Here is a 15,666-nt window from a genome sequence, read left to right as displayed (position 1 = left end):
GGGCGATTCCTGGCGTGATGACGTCGGCGGCCCTCGGCTGGACCTTCGGCGTGGACGGCGCCGCACCGCTGACACTTCCCTAACGGTCCGATTGACCGCTCAGCGTCTCAGCCTGCTTCAGGATCAACTCCGTTGCGGCGTTCGTTTTGTCGGGCGGGTAACCGTGCTTCAGCAGGAGCCGTTTGATAGTGGTGCGCAACTTGGCCCTGACCTGCTCCTTTACGCTCCAGTCGGTCTTGGCGTCACGGCGCACGATGTCCGTGAGCTCGTGTGCGATCTCCTTCAGGGTCTCGTCCTGCATCGCCTCGCGGGCAGACTCGTTGTCGCGTAACGCGTCGTAGAAAGCGAGTTCGTTCTCGGTCAGCCCAGTCTCGCGACCGCGCTCCTGCTCGGCCTTCAGCGCCTGGGCCAGGCGAACGAGTTCGGCTACGACGGCGGCGGTATCGAGACTGCGATTCTGGTAGCGCAGTAGGGAGGCGTTGAGCATCTCGGAGAACTGCTTGCCCTTGACGAGGTTGCGACCGGCGATGGCTCTGATCTCGGCGTTCAGCAGTCGCTTCAGCGCTTCCATCTGGATGTTGGGCCGATCAGACTCGCTGATCTTCTTGACGAACGCATCGTCGATGAGCGAGATGTCTGGGTTGGCGATCCCCGCCTCGGCATAGATGTCCACCACGCCCGTCCCGGTCATGTTCTCGGACACGATCTGCCGGATCGCCGTATCCAACTCCGCACCCGCGTCCGTCGCGCCCCGTCCCGCGCCCTCGATCTTGGCGATGGCGGCACGCACCGCGTCGAAGAACGCCACGTCATCACGGATGGCCGTGGCTGCGTCTGATGCAGGGACGAGGGAGAAGAACGACCGCAGGCGCGCCACGTGGGCGATGAACCGCTGCTTGACCGTCAGTTCCTTGCGCCTCTCAGGCTCGTCGCCATCGAGGCCCTCGAAGGCGTCCTCGACGTGTTCCTGCTCCAGCAGCCATTCGACCGTCGCCATGACGGCGTTGATGTACGCCTTCTGGGTCTTCTGCGCGACGAGCGGACGCCATTCGAAGCCAGACAGGATTGAGCACACGATGTCATGCTCGTTCTCCATCTCCGGAATCGCGGTCGCCTCGATGTCGGCACCAACCTGGGCGTTGTCGCGGTCACGCTGGGTGTAATCGCCCAGGGCCGTCTTGAGGTCTTCCGCGATGCCGATGTAGTCCACGATCAGGCCGGCGGCCTTGTCGCGGAACGTCCGGTTGACCCGGGTGATCGCCTGCATGAGGGAGACGCCGCGCATGGGTTTGTCCACGTACATGGTTGTCATGGCGGGCGAGTCGAAGCCGGTGAGCCACATGTCGCGCACGATCACCACGTCGAGGGGGTCTTCCGGGTCCGAGGCGCGGGCCTTCAGGGCGCGCATCTGGGCTTTGTTGCGGATGTGGTCCTGCCAGTGCTCCGGATCGGTCGCGGAGCCGGTCATGACGACCTTCATCCGCCCAGTCGCGTCGTCATCGGTGGCCCAGTCGGGTCGCAGCGCAGCGATCTTGTCGTGCAGATCGACTGCGATGCGCCGGGACATCGTGACGATCATGCACTTGGCCTCGGGTATGACCTCCTTGCGCTTGTCCCAGTGGGCCACGATGTCGGCTGCCAATTCGGTCAGCCGTTCATCCGAGCCGACGATGGCTTCCACCCGAGACCAGCGAGACTTCAGACGATCCTGAGCCTCATCCTCGCTGCCCGAGACAGCCTCGGTGAAGGCGTTGTCGATCTGGGTGAGTGCGTCCTCCGGCAGGCGCACCTTCGCCAGGCGAGCCTCGTACAGGACCTTGACCGTGGCCCCGTCCTCGACGGCCTGGGTGAGGTCGTAGGTGTCGATCACGTCTCCGAAGACCGCCGTCGTGGAGCGGTCCTTGGCCTCGATGGGCGTGCCGGTGAAGCCGATGAACGTGGCGTTCGGCAGACCGTCGCGTAGATGACGAGCGAACCCGTCGATGAAGTCGTAGTTCGAGCGGTGGGCCTCATCGACCATGACGACGATGTTCATGCGCTCGGACAGGGTGGGGAACGCGATCCCTGCGTCTCGCTCATCCTTGGAGAGGCCGAACTTCTGGATCGTGGTGAACACGATGCCACCCGACTGACGCCCGGACAGGAGGTTCTTCAACTCGGCTCGGGTCTCCGCTTGGACGGGAGCCTCAGGGAGCGGTGCGCCGATCTTGGTGGCGGCGAAGGTGTCCTCGAACAACTGATTGTCGAGGTCGTTGCGGTCGGTCAGTACCAGCAGCGTCGGGTTATCCATCGCCGGGTGGCGCATAAGTGCTCCCGCTGTCCACGCCATCTCGAACGACTTGCCAGAGCCTTGGGTGTGCCAGACGATCCCGGCTCGGCCATCCGTTTCGACCGCTTCGATGGTCTCGTGAACGGCCTTCCGCACCGCCCAGTATTGGTGGTACTTCGCACCGATCTTGGTTATCTTCGCGCCGTCGCCGGAGTAGGCGAGGAAGTTGCGCGTCCAGTCGAGGAACACCTCGGGGTTGAGGAACCCGGCGACGATGACTTCGATCTCGGGGCGGTACTTGGTCGCGAGGTTCCGCCCGTCGATGGTCTTCCACGCCTGGTAGTGGTTCGCCTGCGCGGTCAGCGTTCCCATCCGCGCCAGCAGCCCATCCGAGATCACGACGCCCGCGTTCCAGGTGAACAGGTCGGGGATCTGTGCCTTGTAGGTCTGAATTTGGGCGTACGCGCTGGCGATCGTTGCGTTCTGCGCCCCGGGTTTCTTCAACTCCAGCAGGCCGAGGGGCAGGCCGTTGACGAACAGCACGACATCCGGGCGCCGCTCCTTCTTCGGCCCCTGGACCGTGAACTGGTTGACCGCGATCAAGTCATTCGAGAGGGGCTCGGCCCAGTCGACCAGCCGCGCTCGAACGTTCCGCAACACTCCTTCAGCGTCGCGGTACTCGACGGGGACCCCTTGCGTCAGCAGTTCGTACGCCCGCCAGTTCTCGGACTGGATTACGGACGACTCCGGTCGGACGGCAGTCTTGATCGCCTCCTCGACGGCATCGTCTGGGAGGTTCGGGTTCAGTCGATAGATGGCATCCCGGAGGCGTCCTTCAAGGACGACCTCGCGGTAGTCGGAGCGCTCGGCATCCAGCATGCCCGGGGCGATGTCCGGCCCGTGAACGGTCTGCCAGCCCTGCTCGGCCAGCATCTCCAGCACCCAGGTCTCGAACTCCGACTCCGCCACGCTCATGACATCGGAACCTCCACATCGCGCACCCGCACCTTGCCCGACATCAGCAACGACAGGAGTTCGTCACGCTGGCGGGCCAAGGCGACGTTCTGCTCGTGGCAATCGAGTACGAGATGGTCCAAGGTCTCCAGTACATCCGCGAGGACCGGGTCGTTGCTCCAACGAATCCGCTGCTCGCTGATCACTTTGCGGTTGATCGAAGAGAAGACCGTTCCCTCGTCCTCGTAGGCCGCCCAAAGATCAGGCTGGGCCGTCAGGGCCTGTAGTGCAACCGCTGAATTCGCCGACCGAAGGATGGCCAGTCCGCGGCCCGTTGCACACCTCTCGGTGGCAACGTTGACCCGACCGATGGGAGCCCGGACGGCCAGCAGGAGATCGCCAGGCTCTGCAATCCGCCGTGGTTCGCTGCAGTAGATACGGATCGCGGGGTAGCGGTCGCCGAAGTCCTTGACTCCCTGGAAGAAGGGCAACCCGTCCCCATCAGAGTTGTACGTGTGCCCTGGCGGCGATTGACCCATCTCGACCTGCATGAGCTCCGAGATTGCAACACGCAGGAGCCCATCGGTGGCGCGCAGAAAGGCCGCCCGTTGAAGGTCATTGGCGTGACGGGATAGGCGGCGGTTCGTCTCGATGAGGTCATCGAAAGCCCCTAGCACCCCCGCGATCCGCTCCTGCTCCTCCAAGGGGAGCGAGGGCACGCGAACCCGGCGAAGATTGGCGGCATTGAGTTTTGGTTGGCCGGAACCGGTGACTAGGCCATGCCCATTGAAGTCATAGGTGGAGACAAAATAGTAGAGAAAGCGAAGGTCATACCCTGGGGCGGCAGCGAGGACGTGGGCATGATTATTTACCCAATACTTCCCCGTGGCGATGAACGCGATGGGAGTCTTGCGTGAGAGAAGATTCTCCCCATCCTCCGAAACCAGAAGCATGGGCTTATCAAACAGGTAGTCGTCAACATAATCGACTACGCCGGATGCGCCCCAATATGGATAGGGTCCGACTCGGCGATCTGAGCCCTTGACAGGAACACGGCGAGAACTATGCGAGACCGTCGCATCTCCAAGTGAAACCGTGCCACTCACGGAGTCATCAACCTCTCGAGCGCTGCCTCGATCTCAGTGTGAAGTCCGGCTCGCGTCGCGAGCCCCTCGCGAATCTCGTCGCTCAGTCGCGCGATCTTCTCCTCAACGGGTTCGCCATCGTCCGCGACCTCTTCAGTGCCGACGTAACGACCGGGGCTGAGCGCGTAGCCAGCGTCCGCGACCTGCTCCTTGGTCACCGAGGCGCAGAAGCCGGGGACATCCTCATAGGCAGGCAGGTCAGGGTCGCCGCGCCACGCGTTGTAGGTGTCAGCGATCCGCGCGGTGTCCTCGGGTGAGAGGTTGCGGTGGGTGCGGTTCTCCATGTAGCCCATGTCGCGGGCATCGATGAACAGCACCTCGCCGAACCGGGGCCGGCGAATCTGGCCGCTCTTGGTCTTCTTTCCTGACTTGTCCTTGGTGCACAACCAGAGGGACACGGGAATCTGCACCCCGTAGAACAACTGCGACGGCAACGCGACGATGCACTCCACCAAGTCGGCATCGACCATACGCTGCCTGATCTGACCCTGACCCGAAGAGTTCACCGTGAGCGACCCGTTGGCGAGCACCACTCCCATCGTTCCGGTTGGTGACAGGTGGGCCAGCATGGTTTGAAGCCAGGCGTAGTTCGCGTTCCCAGGTGGCGGGGTGCCGTGCACCCAACGCGGGTCGTCGGCCAGTCGCTCGCCGCCCCAGGAGGAGATATTGAACGGTGGATTGGCCATGATGAAGTCGGCCCGCAGGTCCGGGTGCTGGTCGTCGTGGAAGGAGTCGGCCCACTCCGCGCCGAGGTTGGCCTCGATACCGCGAATGGCGAGGTTCATCTTCGCTAGCCGCCAGGTGGTGGGGTTGCTTTCCTGGCCGAAGACGGAGATGTCGTTGCGGTTGCCGCCGTGAGTCTCGACGAAGTGCTCGGCCTGCACGAACATGCCACCCGAGCCACAGCACGGGTCGAACACTCTGCCGTTGTACGGGCGGAGCATGTCGGCCAGCAGGGACACGACCGACCGGGGCGTGTAGAACTCGCCCGCGTTCCTGCCTTCGTTGGAGGCGAACTGAGCGAGGAAGTACTCGTACACCCGGCCCAGCACATCCAGACCAGAGTGCTCGGCGGCAGCGAGGTCGTCGCGGGAGAAGGTGTCGATCAGCCCGCCCAGCGTGGCGGCGGTGAGTTCACGGCGGGCGTAGTTCTTCGGGAGAACACCCTTCAGTGAGGGGTTTTCCTTCTCGATGGCTTCCATCGCTGCGTCGATGCGCTGCCCGATGTCGGTCTGCTTCGCGACCTTGCGCAGATCAGACCAGCGGTGGCCAGCAGGGACCCAGAAGACACCCTCTGCGGTGTACTCGTCGCGGTCCTCCAGAACGGCTTGCCGCGCGTCCTCGGTCGGCATGAAGTAATCGCTCGACTCGTCGGTGACTAACTCCGCGAGCCGCTGTTGCCGGAACTCGAACTTATCCGAGACGTACTTCAGGAAAAGTAACCCCAGGACAACATGCTTGTACTCGGCTGCGTCCATCGAGGAGCGAAGCCGATTGGCCGACTCCCAGAGCGCGGCCTCCAAGCCTAAAGCGCTCGTGTTGGTTGCTCGTGCCGCCATCGCTTCCCCTTCGTGTCCGTGGCCAGGAGACGACATCGTCATCGACCTGGCTCTTCCGCGCATGATAGGCCGTGGCTGCGACCGAGGTAAGCACGCGTCTCGTCGTCAGACGCTGGAACGCGAGGTCAAGGGAACTAAGCTGTGGCCGACTGACGAAAAGGTGGCCGACCCTCCTCGGGGCCGGCCACCTTCCAGCTGTGCGTATCGCTTGGTGCGAGTCAGATGACGATTCTCTCTCGACATCTTCCTCGCACTCCGCTTCGGCCGCGTGCTCCGCTCCTTCGTCGCTTCGCCCGCAGCCTCCGCTACATGCTTCGTCAGATGTCGTAGTACAACTCGAATTCGTGGGGGTGGGGGCGGAAGCGCATCGGGTCGACCTCGTTGGTGCGCTTGTAGTCGATCCAGGTCTCGATCAAGTCCTGGGTGAAGACGTCGCCCTCGGTGAGGTACTCGTGGTCGGCCTCAAGCGCGTCCAGGACGGCCGGCAGCGAGCCGGGCACCTGCTGGATGTTGGCGTGCTCCTCCGGGGGCAGCTCGTAGAGGTCCTTGTCCACCGGCTCCGGCGGCTCGATCCGGTTGCGGATGCCGTCCAGGCCAGCCATCAGCTGCGCCGCGAAGCACAGGTAGGGGTTGGCTGACGGGTCGGGGATGCGGAACTCGATGCGCTTGGCCTTGGGGGAGGTGCCGGCGATCGGGATGCGGACGCACGCCGAGCGGTTGCGGGCCGAGTAGACCAGGTTGACCGGGGCCTCATACCCAGGAACGAGGCGGTGGTAGGAGTTCACGGTCGGGTTGGTGAACGCCAGCAGCGACGGCGCGTGCTTGAGCAGACCGCCGATGTACCAGCGCGCGAGGTCGGACAGGCCGCCATACCCCTTCTCGTCGTAGAAGAGCGGCTCGCCGTCCTTCCACAGGGACTGGTGGGTGTGCATGCCCGAGCCGTTGTCGCCGAAGAGCGGCTTCGGCATGAAGGTCGCAGTCTTGCCGGCGGCGAAGGCGGTGTTCTTGACGACGTACTTGAACTTCATCACGTCGTCGCCCGAGCCAAGTAGCGTGGAGAACTTGTAGTTGATCTCCTGCTGGCCGGCGGTGCCGACCTCGTGGTGGGCGCGCTCGACCTCGAGGCCGACGGCGGCCATGTTGACCACGATCTGGTCGCGCAGGTCGGCCATGTGGTCGACTGGCGGCACCGGGAAGTAGCCGCCCTTGTAGCGCGGCTTGTACCCGAGGTTGCCGCCCTCCTCCTCGCGCCCGGTGTTCCAGGCGCCCTCGACCGAGTCGATGAAGTAATAGCCGGCGTTCTGCTTGGTCTCGAAGCGCACGTCGTCGAAGATGTAGAACTCCGCCTCCGGGCCGAAGTACGCCGTGTCGGCGATGCCCGTCGACTTCAGGTAGGCCTCCGCCTTCGCCGCGATATTGCGCGGGTCGCGGCTGTAGGCCTCACCGGTGAACGGGTCCACGATCGAGAAGTTCATGACCAGCGTCTTGTGCGCGCGGAACGGGTCGACGAACGCCGACTGCGCGTCCGGCACGAGCTTCATGTCGGACTCGTGGATCGCCTGGAACCCGCGGATCGACGAACCGTCGAACATCGCGCCGTTCTCGAAGGCGTCGGCGTCGAACGTCGAGGCGGGCACATTGAAGTGCTGCATGACGCCCGGCAGGTCGCAGAAGCGCACGTCGACGAACTCAACCTGTTCGTCCTTGATGAACTTCAGCACCTCATCGGCGTTGTTGAACATGGAACCTCCGTCAGTGGGATCGGACCGGCCCGGGCAGGATGCACCGCCCTGGCACGACACCCACCGTAGTGGGGCGCGGTATCGCGCCCATGACTCCATTGTTTCGCCCGTGTTACGTATGCCGAGTGGTTTCGACTCGCTGAGCTCGCCCTTCGACGCGGCTCCTTCGTCGTCTTGCTCAGGACACCGCTCAACCAGCGATGATGGGTCGCTCAACGGGCGAGGTTCCGCGAAACTTGTGGCGCGCTCGCAACGTCGCATCCCCGTGCGCGCTGCGTGCGACCGAGAGCGGAAGGGGGATCGAGTGCAAGGTCTTTACGCGCTGAAGCCGTGGTACAGCCGGCGGCTGGGGCGCATCGTGCGGTTCGCCGTCGACCGCAACATCTCCCCGGACGTCTTTACCCTCGTCGGCATCGTCGGCGCCGTCCTGGCCGCGGTCTGCGTAGCGCTGGGCTGTTGGCTCCCCGCCCTGCTGATGCTGGGAGTCCGCCTCGGCGGTGCCAACCTCGACGGTGCGGTGGCGCGGGCGCGGGAGGTCAGCCGGCCCTGGGGCTTCGTGCTCAACGAGATCGGCGACCGGAGCTCGGACCTCATCGTCTTTGGCGGGCTCTTCGTGCTGGCCGCGCGCACTGCGGGCGTGACGAGCGGCGCCGCCATACTCACCTGCGTCGCTGCGGCGGCGGCCACCCTGCCGACGACCGCCTCCCTCGCCGCGGCCGGTGCGGGCGCGACCCGGCGCAACGGCGGCCCGTTCGGCAAGACCGAGCGCTGCCTGGCGGTCGTGGTGGCCACCGCGCTGCCCGGGCTCCTGGTGTGGATCTGCGCGATCGTCATCGCCGGGTCACTCCTCACCGCGGCGCTCCGGTTGCGGGCAGCCCACCGTGAACTGAGGGGAACGGCCGCATGACCGGCACCGTCGCGACCGAAGAATCGCTGCCACACCAACTCCTCGACACCTATCTGCGGATCCTGCATCTCGACCGCCGCTCGATGCGCCTCGACATTGATTTCCTCTTCGTGCACCTGCACATCACCGGGCGCGGAGTCTTCTTCTTCTGGGTGACGCTCGGCATCCTCACACTCGCCGGGATCGCCGTATTCGCTTCTCGCAAAAGGGAACTCATCACCAAGTGGGTCACCTGGGTGATGATCCTGCCGGTCGTCGGCATACCCATTTGGATCGGACGCGGACCGACCGCCGTGCTGTGCACCGTGCTCGCGCTGATCAGCGTGCGGGAGTATGCGCGGCTGGTGCAGCTGCGCCCGGTCGACACCGCGGTGCTCTATGCCCTGTCGGTCGCCTATCCGCTCGCCGCGTGGCTGCGACCCGGGTGGCTGCACCTCGTGCCGCTCGTAGTGCTCCTGTGCGGACTGCCATCGGTCCTGGCGGGCGACCTCGAGCACGGGGTGCGGCGGGCGGCGTTCACCGGCTTCGGCTCGATCTGGATCTGCTGGTCGCTGGCGAGCATGGTGCTGATCTGGCGCGACGCTTTCCTCGTGTGCTTCGCCGCGGCGGCCACCGACGTGGCGGCGTGGTGCGGTGGCAAGGGGTTCCGCAGGTTCGCGTGGGCGCGCCGGTCTTTGTCGCCGCTCAGTCCGAACAAGACCGTCGGTGGGCTCGCCGGCGCGGTCATCGGGGCCTTCGTGGTGCTGACGCTGCTCGGCACCATCTCGCTCGGCCTGCTGCTCGCGGTCGCGTTCGGTGGCGTGCTCGGCGACCTGCTCGAATCCATGGTCAAACGCCAGGCCGGAGTCAAGGACGCAGGGGAATGGCTGCCGGGCTTCGGTGGCCTGCTCGACCGGATCGACTCGCTGCTGCTGGTGCTCCCGCTGGCAGCGGTCGCACTCACCTAGGACGGCACGATGGCATCCATCTCGAAGATCCTGCGGCGCCGTCTGTGGCGGACGATCTGTTCGCTGGCCGGAGGGTTGACCACCACCGGTGCCTGGCCGACCGAGCCGGGTGGCAAGGTGGTCGTCGCCAACCACGCCTCGCACGCTGACACGGCCGCGCTACTGGCCGCCATACCGGCGAAGGATGGACCGGTTTTCGCGGCGGCAGCCGACTATTGGTTCGACGTGTGGTGGCGGCGCGCCCTGATCACCGGGCTCGCGGGCGGACTGGCCGTGCACCGCGGCGAGCACGGCGGGTATGCCGAGCTCCTCGCTGCGGCGCGCCCGGCGCTGGCGGCCGGCCGGACGGTCGTGATCTACCCCGAAGGCACGCGCAGCACAGACGGCTCGGTCGCCGAATTCCATTCCGGCGCAGTGCGTCTCGCGCGCGACTGCAAGGTGCCGGTGATACCGGTCGCGGTGCTCGGCACCGGCGACGTCCTCGCCAAGCACGGAGCGTTCCGGGCGACACCGATGGAAGTACGGTTCGGCGCGCCGGTGGATCCCGCGTCGGTCGAGGCGGACGAACTGCGCTCGATCGTCGTTTCGTTGCTGGCCGAACACCCGGTCCGCGTGCGCCGGTCGCCGGTATGGCGGGCCGTCCGTCGCCTGACCGATGTGCCGCAGGGCGTGATCTTCGGCTGCGCCTGGGGCTTCGCCGAGGCGGTCAGCTGGCCGATCATGGCCGAGATGGCGCTCGTCTTCGTCGGGGTCGCCGAGCCCAGGCGGATTCCGGCGATGGCCGCTGCGATCACCGCCGGGTCGGTGTCCGGCGTGCTGCTGACCGCTACTTTGGCGAAGCGGGGCGTGCGTGCGCCAGCGCCGCTCACGACCCCTGCGATGTATGCCGCCGCTGCTCGGCACCTCGAGGCAGGCCCGGTCGGCATCTGGCATCAGGCGCTCGGCGGCATACCGGTCAAGGTCTATGCCCGGGTGGCTGGGGAGGCCGGCCTGCCGATGGGCCGGCTTGCTGCGGCGACGCTGGCCGAGCGCGGCGCCCGGATGGCGGCCTGCGCCGCCGGGATCATGGTCGCCGAGCACCCGGCGCGACCCATCGTTCGCCGGCTCTACGGGAGCTATCTGGTGGTCATGGGCAGCGCGTTCGCGGTTGGCCTGCGGCGGGTAGTTCGAGCGTGGGACCGGCCCGCCTGACCCGGTGGCCGGATCAGGTCGCGGGCCTGCCACCTAGGCTGGGCACCGTGGTAGATCGCAAGGATGTCGGCAGCTGGCTCGAGGGGCCCACGCAACCCGCGGACCCGGCATACCTGCCCGGCAGTGATCTCGGTCTGCCGGCGGAAGGTCCGGGGTCGGTGGCGCGCATCGCGCCGCGCCTCGGCGCGATCTTCGTCGACTGGACGCTGTGCTCGCTCATCGCCGCGGCGCTGCTGGGCTATCGCTGGGGCGCCCAGGGGAGTGCCGGGTTCATGCCGCTGCTGGTTTTCATGGTTGAGAACGTGCTGCTCGTCGGCACCCTCGGCTCGACGATCGGGCACCGCCTCTTCGGGATGCGGGTGGTCGGCGTGGACGGCGGACCGGCCAAACCACTGCAAGCCCTCATCCGGACCGTGTTGCTGGCACTCGTCATACCGGCAGTGATCTGGGACAAGGACCAGCGCGGTTTCCACGACAAGGCCGCCGGCACCGTCCTGCTCCGCACCTCCCCGAAACGTCACTAAATCCTCGCGAAACGTCGCGAATGCTTCGCGAAACGTCAGTAGTTCTCCGCGAAACGTCAGTAATGTGCGCCGAGACGTCACTGGTGCTCGGGTGTTCAAGGGGAGGGCGATGGGGAACAACCTCAGCGTGTCGATCAACGAGGCCAAGGTGCGGCTTGGAGCGCTCGTCCACGTAGCCAGCACCGAAGGCGGAGACGTCGTGCTGCTCGAAGACGGCCAACCGGCTGCTGTGATCGTCGGGGCGCAGCGATTTCAGGCGATGATCGATCTGATCGAGGATTTGGAGGACCGTCTCAGCGTCCACGAGGCGAGGGGTGAGACGATCTCGTTGCGCGACATTGACGAAGACGATCTCGCCGGGTCGTGAGAAGGCGCCCTGATCAAAGCCCCCGCCTGCTCGCGAGCTCGGCGTATGCCGAGAGTGGTTTCGACGCGGGCCTCGCGAGCTCGGCCCTTGCTCAACCGGCGGAGAGGGGGTCTAACGGCCCCTCATGGCCCTTCGGTCGACCTTCGCGTTGCGACCGCGCGGGTCCATGCCGGCCGGGATCGGCGGGCGCTTCGAGCCGAGCGATTTCAGCCGCTTGTTGACCTGGCCGACCTCGGCATCGGTGAGCTTCTTGTCCAGCTTGCCCATCGCCTTGGGCAACTCACGCACACTGATCGCGTCGTCGCCCTCGCCGACGCGATAGGTCGTCACCGGCACCTCCGGCCCGACGACCCGCGCCACCCGCTTGCGCTCGGCGGCGAGCAACTTGGTCGCGTGCCCGCGCGGCCCTTCGCCGATCAGCACCACACCCGGCTTGCCGACAGCGCGGAACACCATCGCGGCATTCGCCATGTCCTGCACATTGCGCGCGCGACCGGCCTCGGCGGCGACCGGCTCCTGCTCGTAGAACCACCCGCGCCGCAAACCCTGCAGAGCGGCACCGGACGCGCCCGGCTGGCCCTCGAGGGCGGCATACGCCGAACGCTCGGCCACCCGCGCGAAGACGACCACGGCGAGCAGCAGACCCACCATGACACCGAGGATGCCCAGGTAAATCGGGTGATACCAGACCAGGTTGACCAGCATCACCAGCACGAACCCGAGGATGAACGCGCCCGCCATGTAGAACGGGATCTTCGGGTTCTGCGCGGCGGCGCCCTTGTAGAGGGTCTTGAACTGCTGGAGTCGCTCGCCGCGTGGCTTCTTCTCGCGCTGGGGCTTGGGGTCCTTGGGCATGGTGCTCAGGATACGGCGGCCTGCGCCTTGGCCACGAGCGACGCCGCCTCCTGACGGGCCGGCTCGCCCGCACCGTCGCCCAGGTGGGCCAGATGCTCGGGCAGCGGACGCCCGTAGGCCGCCATCGCCTGCGCGTAAAGCCGGCCGGCCCGGTATGACGAACGCACCAGCGGCCCGGCCATCACGCCGAGGAAACCGATCTCGCGGGCGAGGTCCGACCAGTGCACGAACTCGGTCGGCTTGACCCAGCGATCGATCGGGTGGTGCAGGGGAGAGGGACGCAGGTATTGCGTGATCGTGAGGATGTCGCAGCCCGCGTCGTGCAGGTCGTGCAGCGCCTGCTCGATCTCGTGATCCTGCTCGCCCATGCCGAGGATCAGGTTGGACTTGGTCACCAGCCCGCGCTCGTGCGCCATCGACAGCACCTTGAGCGACTTGTCGTAGGTGAACGCCGGGCGGATCCGCTTGAAGATGCGCGGCACGGTTTCGAGGTTGTGGGCGAAGACTTCCGGCTGCGCGTCGAACACTTGACCGACGAGTTCCGGCACCGCGCCGAAGTCGGGCGGCAGGATCTCCACGCCGGTGTTGGGGTTGAGCGTGTGGATCTGCCGGATCGTCTCGGCATACAGCCGGGCGGCGCCGTCGGGCTGGTCGTCGCGCGCGACACCGGTGACGGTCGCGTAGCGCAGGTTCATCTGCTGGATCGATTCGGCGACCCGGCGCGGCTCGTCCATGTCGAGTGCGGTCGGGCGGCCGGTGGCGATGTCGCAGAAATCGCAGCGCCGCGTGCACACATCGCCGCCGATGAGGAAGGTCGCCTCGCGGTCCTCCCAACACTCGAAGATGTTGGGGCAGCCGGCCTCCTGGCAGACCGTGTGCAGCCCCTCGTTCTTCACGAGCGAGTGCAACGAGCTGTATGCCGGGCCCATCTTCGCCGTGGTGCGGATCCAGCTGGGCTTGCGCTCGATCGGCGTCTCGGCGTTGCGCGCCTCAACGCGCAGCAGCCGGCGTCCCTCCGGTGCGACGGTCATCGCGGGCGAACTCCCTGTCGGTGGTGCGGTGCGGTCACCAGGGTCCAAGCCCACGGTGACGCTGATTGTTCCAGCGTACGCCGGGGCATCTGGGCCTCGGCCTGGGCTCGGATCACCTCACCGGCGCCGGCGCGGCGGCGAGGATCGCTGGGAGGTGGCGCTCGACATACGGCAGGACTTCGGTGACCGGCACGTCCCGGCCGAGCTCCGCGCTCAAGGTCGTGACGCCGGCATCGGGGATGCCGCACGGGATGATCGCCTGTGCCCACGACAGATCGCAATTGCAGTTGAACGCGAAGCCGTGCATCGTCACATCGCGACTGACCCGTATGCCGATCGCGCCGATCTTGCGCTCGGGGCGCCCGTTCGCGGCGGGGAACCACACGCCGCTGCGGCCCTCGACGCGGGTGGCGTCCAGGCCGAACTCGGCGCACACGTCGATCATCATCTGCTCGAGGCGGCGCACATAAGCCACGACGTCGATCGGGTCGGGCAGCCGCAGGATCGGATAGCCGACGATCTGACCGGGGCCGTGCCAGGTGATCTTGCCGCCTCGGTCGACATCGATGACCGGCGTGCCGTCGAACGGGCGCTCGTGCGGTTCGGTGCGCTTGCCGGCGGTGTAGACGCGGGCGTGCTCGAGCAGCAGCACCGTGTCCTCCTGCTCACCGGCCACGACGCGGTCGTGCACTTCACGCTGCAGGTCCCACGCGCGCTGGTAATCCACGAAGTCCGGGTCGAAGCCGACGTGCTCGATACGCATGTTTGTCAGCGTACGCCTGGCTCGACGGAGTCCCACGGGTTGCATCCGGTTGCGAGCTTGGCCAGGTTGCCCGCAGCGTGTGGACGGCTATCTGGACGTCGTCAACGTTGGAGGTTGCTCTGATCGCGCGCAGGGTGCTGGCATGGACACTTTCATCGCCCCGCCCGGGCTCTCCGGAGTCGTCGTCGCCGACACCACGATCGGTGACGTGCGCGGCACCGAGGGCTTCTTCCACTACCGCCAGTACGACGCGACCACGCTCGCTCGCACGCGCTCCTTCGAGGACGTGTGGCATCTGATGATCGCCGGGTCGCTGCCGGATGCGACCGAACGCGCCGCGTGGTCACGCCGCATCGAGGCGGCGAGTTCGCTTGAGCCGCAGATGATTTCGTCACTCACCGCGGTCATGTCGTCCTTGCGAGGTGCCGAGCCGATGGCCGCGTTGCGGACGCTCGTCTCGGCATACGGCGTGCTCGCGGGCTTGCCCGCGCTGTGGGACCAGTCGGCCGCGGAACGTGAGGAGACCGCCGTGCGGATCGCGGCGATCGTGCCGTGGCTCGTTGCGGGGTCGTATGCCGTGAGCGCGGGTGAGCAGCCGCGCTCGCCCCGGCCCTCGCTCGGGTTCGTCGGCAACTACCTGTGGCTGGTGACCGGCGAGGAGCCGTCGCAGGAGGCGGTGCGGGCGTTGTCGCGCTACCTGTGCTTGACGGTGGATCACGGCTTCAACGCCTCGACCTTCACCGCGCGGGTGGTGGCCTCGACCGGTGCGGACCTGGCCGCGTGTGTGGTCGCCGGGCTGGGTGCGCTGTCCGGGCCGTTGCACGGTGGTGCTCCGTCGCGTGCGCTGGACGCGCTGGACGAGATCGGCAGCATCGAACGGGCCGAGCCGTGGGCGCGTGAGCAGCTGGCGGCGGGGGAGCGGGTGATGGGTTTCGGGCATGCGGTCTATCGCGGACTTGACCCGCGCTCGGAACTCCTGAAGGAGACGGCGCGCGAAATCGGCGGTCCCACAGCGGAACTCGCGCTCGAGGTCGAGGATCGGGTGGTCGCCGTGCTCGACGAACACAAGCCCGGTCGCCAGCTGCGGGCGAACGTCGAGTACTACGCGGGCGTGGTGATGGAGGCCTGCGGCATACCGCGGTCGCTGTTCTCGGCGACCTTCGCGTGCAGCCGGACCGTCGGGTGGACCGCGCACATCCTCGAGCAGTGCGAGCAGCGCAAGCTGATCCGCCCGTCCTCGCGGTATGTCGGCCCACCCGTCCTCGACAACCCCACCGGCCCCAACCTCGCCGGTTGAGGGCCGTCCTGAGCGAGCGCTGTCCTGAGCGAGCGCAGCGAGTCGAAGGGCGCAGCGAGTCGAAGGGCAAGCGGAGGAGCGAAGCGGGGGAGCGCGTCGAAACCAATTGCGGCTT

General features: G+C 66.6%; 13 protein-coding genes. 6 read left to right on the top strand and 7 right to left on the bottom strand.

All coding sequences use genetic code 11. The features are described from left to right. Positions 1-79: 79 nt before the first annotated feature. The 4 genes from G9U51_RS09430 to glnA form a co-directional block, all read right to left on the bottom strand. Positions 80-3,244 carry a type I restriction endonuclease subunit R gene (locus G9U51_RS09430; RefSeq protein ID WP_166196347.1) on the bottom strand — a complete coding sequence of 1,055 codons (3,165 nt, stop codon included), beginning with the start codon at positions 3,242-3,244 and terminating at the stop codon, positions 80-82. After that, positions 3,241-4,329, bottom strand: a complete 1,089-nt coding sequence (locus G9U51_RS09425; protein ID WP_166196345.1) for a restriction endonuclease subunit S — start codon at positions 4,327-4,329, stop codon at positions 3,241-3,243. The genes G9U51_RS09430 and G9U51_RS09425 overlap by 4 nt, the downstream gene beginning before the upstream one ends. After that, positions 4,326-5,969: a class I SAM-dependent DNA methyltransferase gene (locus G9U51_RS09420; RefSeq protein WP_166196343.1), complete on the bottom strand. Its 1,644-nt coding sequence runs from the start codon at positions 5,967-5,969 to the stop codon at positions 4,326-4,328. The genes G9U51_RS09425 and G9U51_RS09420 overlap by 4 nt, the downstream gene beginning before the upstream one ends. Before the next feature lie 275 nt (positions 5,970-6,244). Further along, positions 6,245-7,669 carry a type I glutamate--ammonia ligase gene (gene glnA / locus G9U51_RS09415; RefSeq protein ID WP_166196341.1) on the bottom strand — a complete coding sequence of 475 codons (1,425 nt, stop codon included), beginning with the start codon at positions 7,667-7,669 and terminating at the stop codon, positions 6,245-6,247. A 304-nt stretch (positions 7,670-7,973) separates the two neighbouring features. Here glnA and G9U51_RS09410 point away from each other — a divergent pair, with 304 nt between their 5' ends. The 5 genes from G9U51_RS09410 (at position 7,974) to G9U51_RS09390 (ending at position 11,605) form a co-directional block, all read left to right on the top strand. Beyond that, positions 7,974-8,576: a CDP-alcohol phosphatidyltransferase family protein gene (locus G9U51_RS09410; protein ID WP_166196339.1), complete on the top strand. Its 603-nt coding sequence runs from the start codon at positions 7,974-7,976 to the stop codon at positions 8,574-8,576. Continuing rightward, positions 8,573-9,523 carry a phosphatidate cytidylyltransferase gene (locus G9U51_RS09405; RefSeq protein ID WP_166196337.1) on the top strand — a complete coding sequence of 317 codons (951 nt, stop codon included), beginning with the start codon at positions 8,573-8,575 and terminating at the stop codon, positions 9,521-9,523. The genes G9U51_RS09410 and G9U51_RS09405 overlap by 4 nt, the downstream gene beginning before the upstream one ends. Before the next feature lie 9 nt (positions 9,524-9,532). Beyond that, complete coding sequence (locus G9U51_RS17410; protein ID WP_166196335.1) at positions 9,533-10,714, top strand: lysophospholipid acyltransferase family protein; 1,182 nt, start codon at positions 9,533-9,535, stop codon at positions 10,712-10,714. 47 nt (positions 10,715-10,761) lie between these two features. Then, a complete protein-coding gene (locus G9U51_RS17405; RefSeq protein ID WP_166196333.1) occupies positions 10,762-11,238 on the top strand; it encodes an RDD family protein in 477 nt (158 codons plus the stop codon). A gap of 127 nt (positions 11,239-11,365) precedes the next feature. After that, positions 11,366-11,605 (top strand): type II toxin-antitoxin system Phd/YefM family antitoxin, encoded by a 240-nt coding sequence (locus G9U51_RS09390; protein ID WP_166196331.1) that lies wholly within the window; start codon positions 11,366-11,368, stop codon positions 11,603-11,605. 111 nt (positions 11,606-11,716) lie between these two features. Here the strand turns inward: G9U51_RS09390 and G9U51_RS09385 are convergent, their stop codons facing one another. The 3 genes from G9U51_RS09385 to lipB all read right to left on the bottom strand — a co-directional run bounded on the left by G9U51_RS09385 (position 11,717) and on the right by lipB (position 14,299). After that, entirely contained in the window at positions 11,717-12,460 is a 744-nt protein-coding gene (locus G9U51_RS09385; RefSeq protein ID WP_166196329.1) for a DUF4191 domain-containing protein, read from the bottom strand. Positions 12,461-12,465: 5 nt separating this feature from the next. Then, positions 12,466-13,491 carry a lipoyl synthase gene (lipA, locus tag G9U51_RS09380; RefSeq protein ID WP_166196327.1) on the bottom strand — a complete coding sequence of 342 codons (1,026 nt, stop codon included), beginning with the start codon at positions 13,489-13,491 and terminating at the stop codon, positions 12,466-12,468. Between the two features lie 112 nt (positions 13,492-13,603). After that, positions 13,604-14,299 carry a lipoyl(octanoyl) transferase LipB gene (lipB, locus tag G9U51_RS09375; RefSeq protein ID WP_166196325.1) on the bottom strand — a complete coding sequence of 232 codons (696 nt, stop codon included), beginning with the start codon at positions 14,297-14,299 and terminating at the stop codon, positions 13,604-13,606. Positions 14,300-14,396: 97 nt separating this feature from the next. Between lipB and G9U51_RS09370 the strand changes: the two genes are divergently transcribed. Then, positions 14,397-15,551: a citrate/2-methylcitrate synthase gene (locus G9U51_RS09370; RefSeq protein ID WP_166196323.1), complete on the top strand. Its 1,155-nt coding sequence runs from the start codon at positions 14,397-14,399 to the stop codon at positions 15,549-15,551. The last annotated feature ends 115 nt before the right edge of the window (positions 15,552-15,666 follow it).

This window comes from Metallococcus carri (genome assembly GCF_011440275.1).
Taxonomy (GTDB): Bacteria; Actinomycetota; Actinomycetes; order Actinomycetales; family Dermatophilaceae; genus Metallococcus; species Metallococcus carri.
The sequence above is the reverse complement of the archived record's forward strand: the minus strand, read 5'-3'. Positions and strand labels throughout refer to the sequence as shown.